This is a genomic window from Sinobaca sp. H24, from assembly GCF_023845525.1.
In genome coordinates this window covers 56107-70582 of sequence record NZ_JALBWT010000001.1, presented here as the reverse complement: position 1 = coordinate 70582, position 14476 = coordinate 56107, and the positions used below count along the sequence as shown (strand labels likewise).

16 protein-coding genes are annotated in these 14476 nt (G+C 46.4%); 13 read left to right on the top strand and 3 right to left on the bottom strand.

Annotation, left to right across the window (positions count from 1 at the left end; all coding sequences use genetic code 11):
- Positions 1-59: 59 nt before the first annotated feature.
- The 11 genes from MMY81_RS00430 (at position 60) to MMY81_RS00385 (ending at position 9429) form a co-directional block, all read left to right on the top strand.
- A complete protein-coding gene (locus tag MMY81_RS00430) occupies positions 60-1052 on the top strand; it encodes an ABC transporter ATP-binding protein (RefSeq protein ID WP_252311181.1) in 993 nt (330 codons plus the stop codon).
- Positions 1049-1723 carry a TVP38/TMEM64 family protein gene (locus MMY81_RS00425; RefSeq protein WP_252311180.1) on the top strand — a complete coding sequence of 225 codons (675 nt, stop codon included), beginning with the start codon at positions 1049-1051 and terminating at the stop codon, positions 1721-1723. The genes MMY81_RS00430 and MMY81_RS00425 overlap by 4 nt, the downstream gene beginning before the upstream one ends.
- Complete coding sequence (locus MMY81_RS00420; protein ID WP_308215156.1) at positions 1723-2286, top strand: CDP-alcohol phosphatidyltransferase family protein; 564 nt, start codon at positions 1723-1725, stop codon at positions 2284-2286. Before MMY81_RS00425 ends, MMY81_RS00420 begins: the two co-directional genes overlap by 1 nt.
- Positions 2287-2310: 24 nt before the next feature.
- Positions 2311-3378, top strand: coding sequence for a dihydrolipoyl dehydrogenase family protein (locus MMY81_RS00415; RefSeq protein ID WP_252311179.1), 1068 nt, complete (start codon positions 2311-2313; stop codon positions 3376-3378).
- Positions 3336-3737: a hypothetical protein gene (locus tag MMY81_RS00410; RefSeq protein ID WP_252311178.1), complete on the top strand. Its 402-nt coding sequence runs from the start codon at positions 3336-3338 to the stop codon at positions 3735-3737. The genes MMY81_RS00415 and MMY81_RS00410 overlap by 43 nt, the downstream gene beginning before the upstream one ends.
- 19 nt (positions 3738-3756) lie before the next feature.
- On the top strand, positions 3757-4236 hold the full coding sequence (locus tag MMY81_RS00405; protein ID WP_252311177.1) for an FAD-dependent oxidoreductase: 480 nt from the start codon (positions 3757-3759) through the stop codon (positions 4234-4236).
- A 231-nt stretch (positions 4237-4467) separates the two neighbouring features.
- Positions 4468-4749 (top strand): hypothetical protein, encoded by a 282-nt coding sequence (locus MMY81_RS00400; RefSeq protein ID WP_252311176.1) that lies wholly within the window; start codon positions 4468-4470, stop codon positions 4747-4749.
- 360 nt (positions 4750-5109) lie between these two features.
- Complete coding sequence (locus MMY81_RS33220; protein ID WP_256497835.1) at positions 5110-5232, top strand: hypothetical protein; 123 nt, start codon at positions 5110-5112, stop codon at positions 5230-5232.
- A 160-nt stretch (positions 5233-5392) separates the two neighbouring features.
- Positions 5393-6445 carry an ABC transporter ATP-binding protein gene (locus tag MMY81_RS00395; protein ID WP_252311175.1) on the top strand — a complete coding sequence of 351 codons (1053 nt, stop codon included), beginning with the start codon at positions 5393-5395 and terminating at the stop codon, positions 6443-6445.
- Between the two features lie 198 nt (positions 6446-6643).
- Entirely contained in the window at positions 6644-7720 is a 1077-nt protein-coding gene (locus MMY81_RS00390) for an extracellular solute-binding protein (RefSeq protein ID WP_252311174.1), read from the top strand.
- A gap of 29 nt (positions 7721-7749) precedes the next feature.
- Entirely contained in the window at positions 7750-9429 is a 1680-nt protein-coding gene (locus MMY81_RS00385) for an ABC transporter permease (protein WP_252311173.1), read from the top strand.
- A gap of 38 nt (positions 9430-9467) precedes the next feature.
- Here the strand turns inward: MMY81_RS00385 and MMY81_RS00380 are convergent, their stop codons facing one another.
- Positions 9468-11060 carry a peptide chain release factor 3 gene (locus MMY81_RS00380; protein ID WP_252311172.1) on the bottom strand — a complete coding sequence of 531 codons (1593 nt, stop codon included), beginning with the start codon at positions 11058-11060 and terminating at the stop codon, positions 9468-9470.
- Between the two features lie 284 nt (positions 11061-11344).
- Between MMY81_RS00380 and MMY81_RS00375 the strand changes: the two genes are divergently transcribed.
- Together MMY81_RS00375 and MMY81_RS00370 are read left to right on the top strand one after the other, a co-directional pair.
- A complete protein-coding gene (locus MMY81_RS00375; protein WP_374560906.1) occupies positions 11345-12058 on the top strand; it encodes a CAP domain-containing protein in 714 nt (237 codons plus the stop codon).
- Positions 12059-12186: 128 nt separating this feature from the next.
- Positions 12187-12798: a nitroreductase family protein gene (locus tag MMY81_RS00370; protein ID WP_252311170.1), complete on the top strand. Its 612-nt coding sequence runs from the start codon at positions 12187-12189 to the stop codon at positions 12796-12798.
- 54 nt (positions 12799-12852) lie between these two features.
- On the opposite strand, the gene trhA is transcribed toward MMY81_RS00370, so the two are convergent.
- Positions 12853-13494 carry a PAQR family membrane homeostasis protein TrhA gene (gene trhA / locus MMY81_RS00365; RefSeq protein WP_252311169.1) on the bottom strand — a complete coding sequence of 214 codons (642 nt, stop codon included), beginning with the start codon at positions 13492-13494 and terminating at the stop codon, positions 12853-12855.
- Positions 13495-13604: 110 nt separating this feature from the next.
- Positions 13605-14453, bottom strand: coding sequence for a GerMN domain-containing protein (locus MMY81_RS00360; protein WP_252311168.1), 849 nt, complete (start codon positions 14451-14453; stop codon positions 13605-13607).
- Positions 14454-14476 lie beyond the last annotated feature (23 nt).

Here is a 14476-nt window from a genome sequence, read left to right as displayed (position 1 = left end):
GGAAGCGCTGCTTCGAATAGTATTTACTACGGCTGAGCGAAGATAAGGCAGGTGACGATTTGGCATATTTAGAGATTCGGTCTTTAACAAAACAGTATCAAAACGATATTGTGTTAAATGAGATTGATATTGAGCTTGAACAAGGCGAAACGATGAGCATTCTCGGAAGGTCAGGCACAGGGAAAACAACTCTGCTTCGGACCATTGCCGGAATTTTAAAAGAAGATGCGGGAGATATTTTTATTAACGGAGAGAACGTCAAAGGCAGGCCGGCAGAAAATCGCCCGGTTGTGATGATGTTTCAGAAACCGCTGCTTTTTCCGCATATGAATGCAGCCGATAATACCGCTTATGGGTTAAAAGTAAAAAAAGTGCCGGCAAAACAGCGCAGACAGGAAGCGGAACTGTTTTTGGAAAAAGTAGGGCTTGCCGGATTTGGGAAGAAATTCCCTGCAGAATGTTCGGGAGGAGAGCAACAGCGAATATCGCTTGCCCGGGCTTTGATTGTGAAGCCAAGGCTGCTGTTAATGGATGAACCACTTTCCCACCTTGATTCCGAGCTCCGGCGCTCGATGAGGCTGTGGGTAAAAGAAGTATTGAAAGAAGAAGGTGTGACGGCGCTGTTTGTGACACACGATCGGGAGGAAGCTGAACAGATGGGGGACAAAATGGCCGTGCTCGGAGAAGGGAAAATTCTGCAGTCCGGTCTGCCGGAAGAATTATACCGGCGGCCGATCCACCCGATTGCTGCCTCTCTTGCGTCGGAAGGTTTTTTCACACAAAAAGGAGAATTCGTGCCGCTTGCTGCTGTAAAGACTGAGGCGCCGGCAGAAGCATGCCGGACGTTCCGCGCTATCCTTCAGGAAGAAAGACAGGCCTATGGACTGCGGTTTTATAATTATTATTTGAAAGAAGAAAAGGTCGTGATCGCTTTACGGAATGAACACCATTCAGCCGTTCCCGGGGAGGAAGTGACTCTCTATGCTCCCGTTCGTTCTTTGCTTTTTTCAGAAGATACGCCGGGAATTGGGGGAGAAGGAGAGGAAACATGACCTATAAAAAGATACTTCTGTTTGCAGGAGTGGCGGCGGCCGCTGCGGTTCTGATCTATTTGAATCTGCAGGTGTTCAATATTCGGCCCGGTGACATCGAACAGGCGATAGATGCCTATGGATGGATGGCACCTGTTATTTATATTGTTCTTTATACGCTGCGCTCGCTCGTTTTCTTTCCGGCCTCTGTCTTTTCACTGGCCGGAGGGCTGGCCTTCGGGCCGGCGGAAGGTGTTCTCTACATTATGATTGGTGCAATGGGAGGTGCTGTTCTTTCCTTTTATATTGCCCGGCTTCTTGGAGGAAAAGTGATTGGCAGCAAATGGAAGGGGAAAGCCGCTGTTTTTCAGACCCAGCTGAATGAAAATGGATTTTTGTATGCGCTCATTATGAGGCTGATTCCTGTGTTGAACTTCGATCTGGTCAGTTATATATGCGGACTATCGACGATTCGCTTCCGGGCATATGCTGCGGCTACGCTTATTGGAATTTTTCCCGGAGCGCTCGGGTACAGCCTGCTCGGATCGGGACTGGTGAGCGGAGATTTTACTCAGATTATTATAGCGGCCAGTGTATTTCTGGCGATTGCCGCTTTTGTTTATTTATTAAAAAGGGTAAGAGTAGGAAGAGATATTATCAATAAAGCATCCGCAGATGAGGATGATAACTAATGCTTGATACGCATGCCAGAAAATATGTACAGCCTGTTATTGGCCATGCAGCAGATTTTTTTCTGCGCAGAAATCTAACGGCCAATCAGGTAACCGTCGCTTCTTTTATTATCGGTGTGACTGCCGGACCGCTTGTATATTTGGGGTTTGGACCTGCGGCCGTGCTTCTGCTTTGGATCTCCGGTTTTCTTGATGCCGTGGACGGATCGATGGCCCGTAAAACGAAGCCATCAGCCTTTGGCACCGTAATGGATGTCGCGTTTGACCGGCTCGTTGAAATCAGCGTGCTCCTGGGGCTGGCTTTTTTATTTCCGGATTTAATGTGGCTGTTTCTGCTTTTGAGCGTGTCGATTATTTTTTCCATGACCGTGTTTCTGACGGTTGGGACCGTTTCAGAACAGAAAGGAATTAAATCCTTTTATTATCAGGCAGGTCTGGCAGAGAGAACAGAAGGTTTATCCTATTACGATCATGATCCTGTTCCTTCGATTCTGCTTTATTCCACGCTGTTGTTTCTATTTGTTAGAAGTGTTCACAGGCATCCAGCGTTTACTGGAAGCTAAAAAAATATTAAAGGAGCCGGCAGAATGAAAACATATGATCTTATCATTATTGGAGGCGGTTCCGGCGGTTTAACAGCAGCATCAGGTGCTGCGCAGTTCGGAGCTTCCGTAGCGTTAATTGAAAAAAAGAGTCAGCTGGGCGGGGACTGTCTTCACGCCGGGTGTGTCCCATCCAAAGCATTTATTACAGTCGGCAAAGAAATTCATCAGGCAAGACAGGCCGCCGAACAGCATAACCTAATGATATCCGGCGAAGTCTCACTTGCCCGGGTGAACAAAAGAGTGCATGAGGCAATAGATGATATTCAAATAATGGATGACGTGTCGCGCTTTGAAGAGATGGGTGTGGATGTTTATTTAAAGGAGGCTGTATTCACTGGTCCCCACACCGTAAAGCTTGGGGATGGGGAAGAGTTGGAAGGAAAGCGGATTGTAATTGCCACCGGCTCAAAAGCAATTATTCCTCCAATCGATAATATAGAGGCGCTTCCCTATTTTACGAATGAAACGATTTTTGACGCGGAGGAGCTCCCCGGCCATATCGTCTGCGTGGGTGGCGGGCCGGTTGGCGTTGAGCTGGCTCAGGTACTGGCGAGACTTGGCGCAAAGGTGACCATTGTCGGCAGCGCACCACGGCTGTTTCCAAATGAAGAAGAAGAGATTGGTATGCAGGTGCAGAACGCGCTGCTCGAAGAACTGGATTTCATTCCGGATACACGGGTCGAGGCACTGGAAAAAGACGATGCTTCCGGTCATACGCACGCCGTTTTATCCAGTGGGGAAAAAATAAAAGCAGACGCCCTGCTGATTGCGGCCGGACGTCGTCCCAACACAGATTCCCTGCAGCTGGATAAAGCGGGAATTGATCCGGCAAAAGATGGAAGTATTCCTGTGAAACCAACGCTTCAGACAAAAGCGCCGCATATCTATGCGGTAGGAGATGTAACCGGAACGTACGCGTTTACACACGCAGCCGGAATGGAAGGCCAGATTGTCGTAACCAATGCCGTGTTCGGTCTGCGCCGTAAAGTATCCTACAGCACGCTTCCGTGGGTTTTTTTACAGAGCCGGAGCTGTTCCGGCTTGGCCTGACAGAACAGCAGGCGAGAGAACAGCATGGAGACAGCATCAACGTCTACAAAGTAACAGGTGGAGAAGTGGACCGTTTTATTGCAGAACGGGACAAAACGCCGCTGATGAAAATTATCACCGATAAACGCGGCAGAATTTTAGGCGCGCATGCGGCTGGGAAAAATGCGTCCGACTGGATGCACGAAGTAGTAGCAGCAAAAGCCTGGAAAAAGCCCCTTCGTTCCTTTTCAAGCATTGTTTATCCATATCCATCACGAGGAGAAATAATAAAAAAGGCGGCCGACCTTTACTGGCGGGAAAAGCTTTTTGACAGCAGCGTAACAAAGCTGCTTAAGAAATATGTGCAGAGGTTCCGGTAAAAGAAAGGAAGTCAGTCATATGCCAAAACGACTTCTGCTTGTTGGGGCCGGCCACGCTCATTTAACGATGATACGTGACTGGAGCGACGCAGATAAAAAAGACACCGAATGGATCCTGCTTTCACCGGGGCCGTATCATTATTATTCCGGGATGTTTTCCGGTTTAATGGAGGGTCTCTACGAAAAAGAAGATGTCCGCGTGGAGCTGGGGCCCTTCTGCCGCAGGCACGGAGGGTCTTTCCTGGAAGGCGCTGCGGTAAAGATTGATTACCGCAAAAAACAGGTGCAGACGGATCGGGGGGATATCCTGTATTTTGATGCGGCCTCCATTAACATCGGTGCTAAAACGGCGGGTGCTTCTGCCGGTCCTGGAGCTCACGTTCTCAAACCAGCGCTTGAGGTGCCTGATACGGTAGAGCGGATGCGTTTTGCAGAGCGGCCTGCGGTCATTGGCAGCGGCTACGGCGGCGTTGAAATGGCGCTTTCTCTCCAGGCCTAGAAAAAAAAACATAATAAGAAGGCACCGTCCGGTTCGTTTATTTTCCTCCCATGGGATTATGCCGGACGAAACGAGACGAATCCAGCAAACAGTACGGCAGGTTCTCCATAAACAGAAAGTGCAGCTCATAGAAGAGGGGCGCGCAGAAGAAAGGGAAGGAGCGCTGCAGACAGACAGCGGAGAGCACTCTTTGATGAAGCGCTCTGGCTGACAGGAAGTGCTGCTCATCCGGTGTTTCAAACATCCCTGCTTCCAACCGCAGAAGATGGTTCCCTTCGTGTAATGTCCGTATGGAGGTGCCGGGAATGCCTGGTTTATTTGGAGCGGGCGACCAGCGTCACAATTGATTCGTATCCTGATCTTCCTAAAAACGGTGTGTACGCCATTCGGCAGGCACCTATACTGAAAGATAACATTACGGCTTTTTTCAGGGGACCGAAGTACAGACATTTACGCCACAGAAAAAAATACATGGCTATCTTGTCTATCGGTGCAAAAAAGGTCTTCTTATAAGAGGGCATTTTCATCTCAAAGGTACTGCAGCATGGAAGATGAAGAATAGAATTGATAAAAAATTCATGGCATCTCTTCGTTAATAAAACGTATAGGAAAAAAATGCAGAAAAGACTATATGAAAATATGGTCTTTTTTTATTTGGATATATGTCAAAGTGGTGTCGTATCGGATGAATACATGATGAAATAACGAAAAATAGAGAAAAACTAAGAAATAAGGAAAAAATGAAGATATAGATGCTTTATTACCGTTTTCATGAGGAATGTTTCCGTTTTCCTGAGTCCGGGACGGCTTTGTCAAACCCTCTGGATAAGGCGCATAATAAGGTTAAATCTTAAACGAAAGAAGGCGCATGAATTGAAAAACTTCTTTATGAACGTTCTTGAAACTATGTATCATAACTCTAAAACACAGGCGGATCGTATGCTCAGCGAGTACAACGAAGGCAGAGGCTTGAACGATCATTACTTCTTTAACTAAAAAATAGATAAAGGCTGTTCCGGAAATATTCCGGAACAGTTTTTTTGTGTTTCCCTTAGTTGACCGGCGGTTTTTGACCGTGCTATACTTTACTGAATAATGAAAATCATTCTCAACTGCCGGTGTCTAAACGGCGGAAGCAGACTCAGGAGGGTAAACGTTGAGTTTTTTACATCTGAAAGATATTACAAAGCTTTATCATAAAAATACAGAGATACCTGCTGTACATAGCGTTTCCCTTAACATTGAAAAGGGTGAAATCATTTCTCTTCTTGGACCGAGTGGATGTGGGAAAACGACAACGCTCCGGATGATTGCCGGATTTGAGCAGCCATCGGAAGGAACGATTGAACTGGATGGGAGAATGATTTCCTCCGGGGAAAAGGCGGTCGCTCCGGAAAAAAGAAATATCGGCATGGTGTTTCAGGACTACGCTCTGTTTCCGCACCTGACGATAAAGAAGAATGTGATGTTTGGATTGAATCAATGGAAAACACGGGAAAAAAGAAAGCGTGCCGATGAGGTGCTTGATCTGGTCGGACTGGCTTCTTACGGAAACAGGTACCCGAATGAGCTCTCAGGCGGGCAGCAGCAGCGTGTGGCATTAGCCAGGGCGCTGGCTCCAAAGCCTAATCTTATTTTAATGGACGAACCATTCAGTAACCTGGATGCCGGGCTGCGTGAAAAAATGAGATATGACGTAACACGTATTCTGCGGGAGACCGGTACGACAGCTATTATCGTAACCCATGACCAAAAAGATGCGTTCGCTGTATCGGACCGGATTGTGGTTATGAAAGAGGGAGAGGTACAGCAGATCGCTTCCCCTAAAGAAATGTACCGCTGTCCGAAAAACTGTTTTGTCGCGCAATTTGTCGGTAAAACCAATCTAATGGCCGGTACCATGTGTCAGGATCTGAAGCATGTAGATACCCACATTGGAAAAGTGTGCCTGGCTTCTCATTCAGAGGAAATGATAGAAAACGTAAAAATCTCGATCCGTCCGGAAGGATGCCGACTTTCTGAAGAAGGCCGTTACAATGGAGTGGTAGAGACCGTCACGTACGGCGGCGAATTCCAGGAGCTTACGGTTCGTCTAAATGGGTCCACTGAAGAAGCGATGAGCATTTATGCGCCTGTGGAAACAGATATTGAACCCGGCTCTGTCGTTTCTTTTGATATTACGCCGGAATTAGTTGCCCTTGTGGAATAAGTACTATAGAAAAAGCCTCGTGCAACCGCACGGGGCTTTTCGTTTGTCTGCGTACAGCCGGCATGTTAAAGGCAGAAATATCCAGTAATGTGTTAGCTTTTCGACATTTTTCAACAAACAATTGCTATCTACATTGTAGTCGCTTACACTGGAAGTGGGAATGAGAATCACTTTCAATTAAATAGGGGGTATAATAAAATGAAAAAGTTCAAGAAAGCACTATTTTTGTCATCGGCAGCTTCAATGGCACTTGTTATGGCGGCATGCGGCCAGGAAGAAGAAACAGAGGAAGAAGCAGGCAGCGGCGAAGGATCGGTGGAAGAAGCAGATGGAGAACTCACCGTCTACACATCAAGAAATGAAGATTTCGTTGGACCGCTTCTCGATAAGTTCACAGAGGATACCGGAGTGGAAGTGAATATGCTCGCTCTTGATGATAATGCAGTCAACCGTATCAAAGGAGAAGAGAACAACGTTCAGTCGGATATTTTTATTTCAAATGATGTTGGTGCGCTGGAACACTTAAGACTGGAAGGGTTTCTACAGGAAGCAGAACCAGAGAACATAGATAGTATTGATGAAATATACAGGGCAGAAGATAACTCATGGTTTGCGCTATCTGCCAGAACCCGTGTACTTATGTACAACAAAGACATGATTACCGAAGAAGAAATGCCTGAACAAATCGAAGATCTAACAGATGAAGAATACGAAGGAGAATTTGCGATTACCCGTGGAGGCAACGGAGGAATGATTGGCCATGTTTCCGCTCTCCGCCAGGAATGGGGAGACGAAGAGACGTCGGAATGGATCAGCGGGGTGCAGGATAATGCAGCAGCCATTCTTGATGGACACGGGGACATCCGCCGCGGCGTAGGGGCTGGCGAATTTGCATTTGGCCTTGTTAATAACTACTATTACCACCAGCAGCTTCAGGAGCCGACCGATAATAATGTTGGAGTGGTTTATCCGGATCAGGAAGAAGATGAAATGGGAGCGGTAGTTAATGCGGCTGGTGTCGGTCTGATTGAAGGGGCTCCTAATGAAGAAAATGCCCGCGTATTTCTAGACTGGGTGCTCGAAGAAGAAAACCAGCAGGCATTCTCCTACGACTCCCTTGAAGTGCCTATCAATCCGGATATTGAGCCAATCGAAGATGCAGCGAGCATTGATGATTATAAAACCCACGATCTTCCATTGCGCGACCTTGGTGAAGTATGGGAAGATACTCGTGAACTGATTGAAGACTCCGGGCTTGATCTGGAAATCCGTTAAGTGCGTTAAGCTGTATAGGAGCTGTCTTGATGAATAACAAAGAAGATATAAAAAAAGAACGTGCTGCAAAGGCTGAGAAGAAACATTTCTCAGCCTTTAAATATAAAAAGCAGCAGGGCAGTCGTATGGGCTGGTGGATGACCGTATGGAATGGTAATCCTCCGGGCTTTTTCCTGTTTGCTATTTGTGCTCTTATTGCCCTGCTGATGGCAGTGCCGGTGGTGTATGTGGTACTTCAGTCGGCCGGTGCGGGAGCAGACAGCTGGGCGCGGCTTCTTGATACAAGAATCCCTGAGCTGTTATGGAATACGTTGTCTTTAACAGCCATGGTCACATTGTTTGCTGTTCTGCTGGGCGTTTCCCTTGCCTGGATTGTGAACCGTACGGACCTGCCGGGGAAAAAACACTGGCAGTGGATGCTTGCCCTTCCGCTTGTTATTCCTCCTTATGTAGGGGCGATGGCTTACATTATTGTATTTGGACCGACCGGGTGGGCGGCCGGACTCTGGCGTGATATGCAATTTATGACAGCTGATTATCCGTTAAACATGTATTCGTTTTGGGGCGTATTTTTTGTGCTTACGATGTTTACATACCCCTATGTTTTTTTGATTGCGAGTGCTTCTTTGCGAAAAATGAATCGGAGTTACGAAGAAGTGGCGCGCTCCCAGGGAATGTCGACAGGACAGGTGTTCTGGAAAGTGAATATGCCCTTCCTGCGTCCGGCTATAGGAGCCGGAGCAATTCTAATTGCATTGTACGTGCTGTCTGATTTTGGAGCGATAGCGATGCTGCGCTATACGACATTTACGGCGGCGATCTATTATCAGATGGGAAGTTTTGATAATATTTCCGCTACCGTCCTGAGTGTGGTGCTTATTGCCCTGACATTGGTTATCTTGTGGACAGAGTCTAAAACGAAAAGAAAACAGAAGTACTATCAGACATCCAACAGCTATGCCGAGCCGGAAACGCTGCCGCTTGGAAAGTGGAAACTGCTTTCGATGCTGTATGTATCGATCGTCTTTTTTATTTCCGTTCTTCTGCCGGTTACCGTCCTTCTTTACTGGTCGTATATAGGAATAGGAGAAGGCGCGCTGGACGGGGATTTCTGGGAATTTGCCTGGAACAGTTTCAGAGTATCCGGGCTGGCAGCCTTGTTCTGCATGATCATGGCGGTGCCGCTTGTCTATTTAACCTCCCGTTATCCGAGTATATTCTCGGTCATTATTGATAAATTAAGCTATTCGGGATATGCGCTGCCCGGTGTGATTGTAGCGCTTGGACTGATTTTTTTATTCAATCAATACATTCCATGGCTGTATAATACGATGTTTCTGGTTGCCATCGCTTTTGTCGTGCGCTTTCTGCCGCAGGCGATGCAGTCCAGTGCTGCTTCGCTCAGCCTGATCTCGCCAAGAATTGACGAAGCGGCAAGAAGTCTCGGACATCCGCCGTGGAAGGTTATGATTAAGGTTATTCTGCCTACTATGCTCCCCGGCGTTCTGGCAGGAGGGGCGCTTGTATTTGTAAGCTCCATTAAAGAGCTTCCGGCGACCCTTCTGCTTCGCCCGCCGGGTTTTGATACGCTGGCTGTAAGGATATGGGTGGAAACAAGTGAAGCAATATATCATCAGGCTGCTCCAGCAGCGCTGTTGATTATTCTCATCTCCATTATTCCTCTGCGTTATTTATTAAAACGATACTAAACGAAAAAAAAGCAGCCATGGCGGCTGCTTTTTTGCTTTTACCAGATCTTTTTTAAATACGAGTTCTCGTAAAAAGAAAGAGATGGGTATTTATCTTTTGTCATGTTCATTTGAAATTCATTATCGAACAGCGCGACGATTCGTCCATCCCGGTCTGTTACAAGCTGCTTCTGCTTCTGCTTGAACAGCTCCATGTCTTTTTCCGGGCCGTCAATCCAGCGGGCGATCGAATACGGCAGGCGTTCCATTTTGATATCGGCGTGGTACTCATTTTTCAATCGGTATTCAAGCACTTCAAACTGAAGTACTCCGATAACGCCGACAATCTGCAGTTCCGGAAAGCGTTTGTACGTATGGAACAACTGAATGGCACCTTCTTCAGAAAGCTGCTGGAGGCCTTTTTCAAATGATTTATGCTTCATGGCGTCCTTGACGGTAATAGCTGTGAAGTGTTCCGGAGAAAAGTGCGGCATTTCATCAAAGGAAAATGCGGTCCTCTCCGCCAGCGTATCACCGATTCGGAATGTGCCGGGATCAAATAGGCCGATAATATCGCCGGCATATGCTTCTTTGACAATATTACGGTCCTGCGCAAGAAACTGCGTAGGCTGGGCAAGGCGCATGGATTTTTCAAGCCGCACATGCCTTACGCTCATTCCCTGTGTATATTTGCCCGACGTGATTCTCAGAAAAGCAATCCTGTCGCGGTGCTTCGGATTCATGTTCGCCTGAATCTTAAAAACAAATCCGGAAAACTCCGCATCCATCGGCGATACAGGGCCTTTATCACTTTCACGGGGCACTGGAGCCGGAGCAAGCTTTAGAAAATGCTCCAGATAGTTCTGCACGCCAAAGTTGGAAATCGCGCTTCCGAAAAATACAGGAGTCAATTCTCCAGAGAGAATACGTTTCTCGTCATAAGGATCGCCTGCCACATCAAGCAGTTCCATCTCTTCCTGGAATTGTTCAAGAAGAGAAGGCTCAATAAAGTCGACGAGAGCCGGATCATCCGGTCCTGATACATTTTTAACCTGGATGTTGGATGGGTTATCGGGATCAAACAGTTCGATCTTTTTATTAATCCGGTCATAGATGCCCTGAAAGTCTCTTCCCATTCCAATCGGCCAGTTCATTGGATAAGAGCGGATGCCCAGAAGGTTTTCCATCTCTTCCATTAATTCAAATGGATCGCGTCCTTGGCGGTCAAGCTTGTTGATAAACGTAAAAATAGGGATGCTGCGAAGCCGGCAGACTTTAAACAGCTTTTTCGTCTGGGCTTCCACCCCTTTGGCCGCATCAATCAGCATGGTAGCTGAGTCAGCTGCTGTAAGAGTCCGGTAGGTATCCTCACTGAAATCTTCGTGTCCGGGCGTATCAAGAATATTTATATGATAATCGCGGTATCTAAATTCCATTACCGAACTGGTGACGGAAATTCCTCTTTGTTTTTCAATTTCCATCCAGTCACTTGTCGCGTGCTTTGTGTTCTTTTTGCCTTTAACGGTTCCCGCTTCGCGGATGGCCCCTCCAAAATAAAGAAGCTTCTCGGTAAGGGTTGTTTTTCCCGCATCCGGATGGGAAATAATTGCAAATGTTTTACGTGAAGCTATTTCGTCCTTCCAAGTACTCATGCATGTAATCCTTTCTTCTATAAAAATATAACGAGCTGATTTATCTGTCCTTTCTCATCATATAGGATGAAATCGGCAGACACAATAAAAATGAAGATACAATTTCAGGAAGATATCATGTATAATGACAGGAAGGCGTTCTCATATAAGAAGAATGACCGGCTGTTTCATAACGATTTGAATGAGGAACATCAAAAATAAACTAATTGATACGAAAATAGATAAAAAATGTAACGTTTTTCCTGTTTCCTCGTCAAAGCATTGTGAGATACTATTTATAGGAGGTGGATCGTTTGAAAAAAGTTGTTGGTTCTTTAGCAGTACTTATGATTTTCCCGGTTGCCGTTTTTGCACAATCTTCACAGACATATTCCGTCCAAGAGGGAGATACCCTCTATGGCATAGCGGAAGAGCACGGCGTTTCAGTGGAAGAGGTTCTATCAGAGAATCCAAGCATTGCAAACGAGAACGTGATTTCTGTCAACCAGAGCATTGCGATTCCTGACACAGACGGAGCTGCAGCTGAGGAATCAACAGATCAGTCCTCTGAGGCGGCACCATCCGAGGCTGCAGAAGCAGAGCCTGCATCTGACAGCGAAGTATCAGATTCAGAGGCTGCATTTGAGCAGGAAGTAATAAGACTGACAAACGTGGAAAGAGAACAGGCAGGCCTTCAGCCCCTTCAAAGCTATGGTGATTTAGCAGAAGTTGCAAATACAAAATCAGAGGACCTCCGCGATGCCGGCTACTTTGCTCACGAAAGCCCGAATTACGGAAGCCCGTTTGATATGATGAACAGCTTTGGTATTTCCTACAGTGCGGCAGGCGAAAATATCGCTGCCGGTCAGGACAGCCCTGAAGCTGTAGTGAACGCATGGATGAACTCCGAAGGACACCGTGAGAACATCATGAATGAAAACTTCACGCATATTGGTATTGGATATGCAGAAGGCGGCGAGTACGGCACGTACTGGACGCAGATGTTTGTCACCAGATAAATAAAATAAATGGAAATCCTCCCGAAACCGGGAGGATTTTTTATGTACAGATATTTCGTATTATTTGCAACAGAATCATCTTCATGAGACTATATGAATGGCAAAAAAACAAAGCGAGGTTGAGACAAATGACAACAATAGAGTTAATGAAAGAACGGCAGTCCATTCGTGCATTCGATACGGAAGCCGATATGCCGGAACAGGATCTTCAGGATATTATTGAGGCAGCGGTTCAGGCACCGTCTTCCTGGAATCTGCAGCACTGGAAATTTCTTGCCGTAACATCCGATGAGAAGAAGCAGGAGCTTCTCCCGATTGCCTATAATCAGAAGCAGGTAGCTGAAAGCTCAGCAACCATTGCTATACTTGGAGATAAAGAAGCCAATATTCATGCAGACGCGGTTTACGCAGAAGCAGTAGATGCAGGCAAAATGACAGAAGAGATTAAGACGCAGCTCGTTGCAAACATTCATGCAGCATACGAAAGAGAAGGCTTTGCAAAAGACGAAGCATTAATTAACGCTTCTCTTGCTTCCATGCAGCTGATGCTCGCAGCGAAAGAAAAAGGATATGACACCGTACCAATGGGCGGATTTGATAAAGCAGCTTTTGTCGAAGCGTTTAATGTACCAGACCGCTATGTACCGGTTATGCTCATCTCTGTCGGTAAAAAAACAGGGGAAGCACGAAAATCCAAACGCTTCCCGGTAGAGGATGTACTGATCAAAGACTCATTTTAAATAATGAAATTCCCGCTTTCTTTAATAAGAAAGCGGGAATTTTTTAGGATCAGCTCAGTTCATTAACGGCAGAACATACAGCAGGATCGCGAGGAAGTGCAGAAAGGATGCAACGAGGACAAAAACATGCCAGATGCCGTGGTGATAAGGAATACGGCGCCATACATAAAAAACAGATCCGGCCGTGTAAAGAATACCACCTGCAATCAACAGGTTAAGGCCCCCGCCTGGAAGATTTTCAGAGAGCGGGACCCAGGCAAAAACTATAATCCAGCCCATGCCGATATAGAAGATGGTAGACAAAAATAAGAAACGCTTCACAAAAAATATTTTAAAGATGACCCCCAGCACGGCAATACCCCAGACGATGCCAAATAAAGTCCAGCTTAAGGCGCCGTCCAAGGCATGAAAAAGAAGCGGCGTATATGTACCTGCGATAAACAAATAAATGGCCGCGTGATCAAATATTTCGAATATGTCTTTAGCCTTTCCTTCTTTTACAAAATGAACGAGGGTGGAAGACATATACAAAAACAGCATCGTGGAGCCGTAGATGCTGACGCTTATTACAGGAGCCGGGGTTCCGGCATGAATAAGCAGAATAACAAGCGCAGCGATGCTGAACAATACACCGATGGCATGAATAGAAGCATTAACCATTTCCTCTTTTCGGGTAAACGTATGAACATTGGCCATAGCGGGTAAAAACCCTTTCCTGCATGAATTTTCTTAAGTTTATCACATCAATGACTACGCTTAAAAAAAGAACCTCCCCGGATTTTTTTGACCCGGGGAGGTTTTGCGTATTAATTAGCTTCAATAGGGCTGCCTGTTTCAACATGACCGAAAATACTTTCATTTACTTCTCCGTCAATAAGAATCTGTGTACTGCTGTAGCCGAACTGGCTCATGATAGAAGCAATCTGATTCATAATGGCCGCATCACCGCTTGAACCGACGTTGGATTCAACAAAAGCAGAAGAAAAAGATACAGTAGCCTGGGAGCCTGAGCCTTCTACTGATTGAACCGTTGTGTCAGGGTTTACTGGAGAAAACATGCCATCAGAATCCGGGCCTGCAATCCATGCCTGCAGCGCAGCTGCTGGTAAATTCTCTTCGGAATCTGCGGTCACGCTGCGTTCTTCTGTCAATGTCTCCATAAGCTGGTCATCAGAGAAATATAATGTAACTGTTTCCGTTACTTCATCTGTTTCTTCCATTGTATTTTCCTCCTCGGCAGAAGTGCTGGTTTCCTCTTCTGACCTATTATCAGATGCCTCACGGGACTCTTCGTTATTGGAAGTGGAGGTTTCTGTTTCTGTAGTCTCCTCTTCTTCTTGAGCTTCCGCTTCTTCCAATGCTTCGTTAGCAGAAGACTCGTCTCCGCCGCTTTCAGCTGATTCTTCTTCTGCCGGTTCAGCAGAATCACCGGCATCCGGTTCATTTCCTTCTGACGCAGCAGATTCTTCTTCTGTTGTTTCCGTCTCTTCAGCAGACTCGGTTTCCTCAGCTGCAGTTTCTTCCTGCGTTTCTTCCGTAGAGTTCGCTTCATCTGCCGGCGCCTGTTCAGACTCGGAGCCGCTGCTCGTTCCGCAAGCCGAAAGTATCAGCAGGGACAGGGCAGATGGAACTAGTAAGTATGTCATTTTCTTCATTTTTTCATTCCTTCTTTCAATAT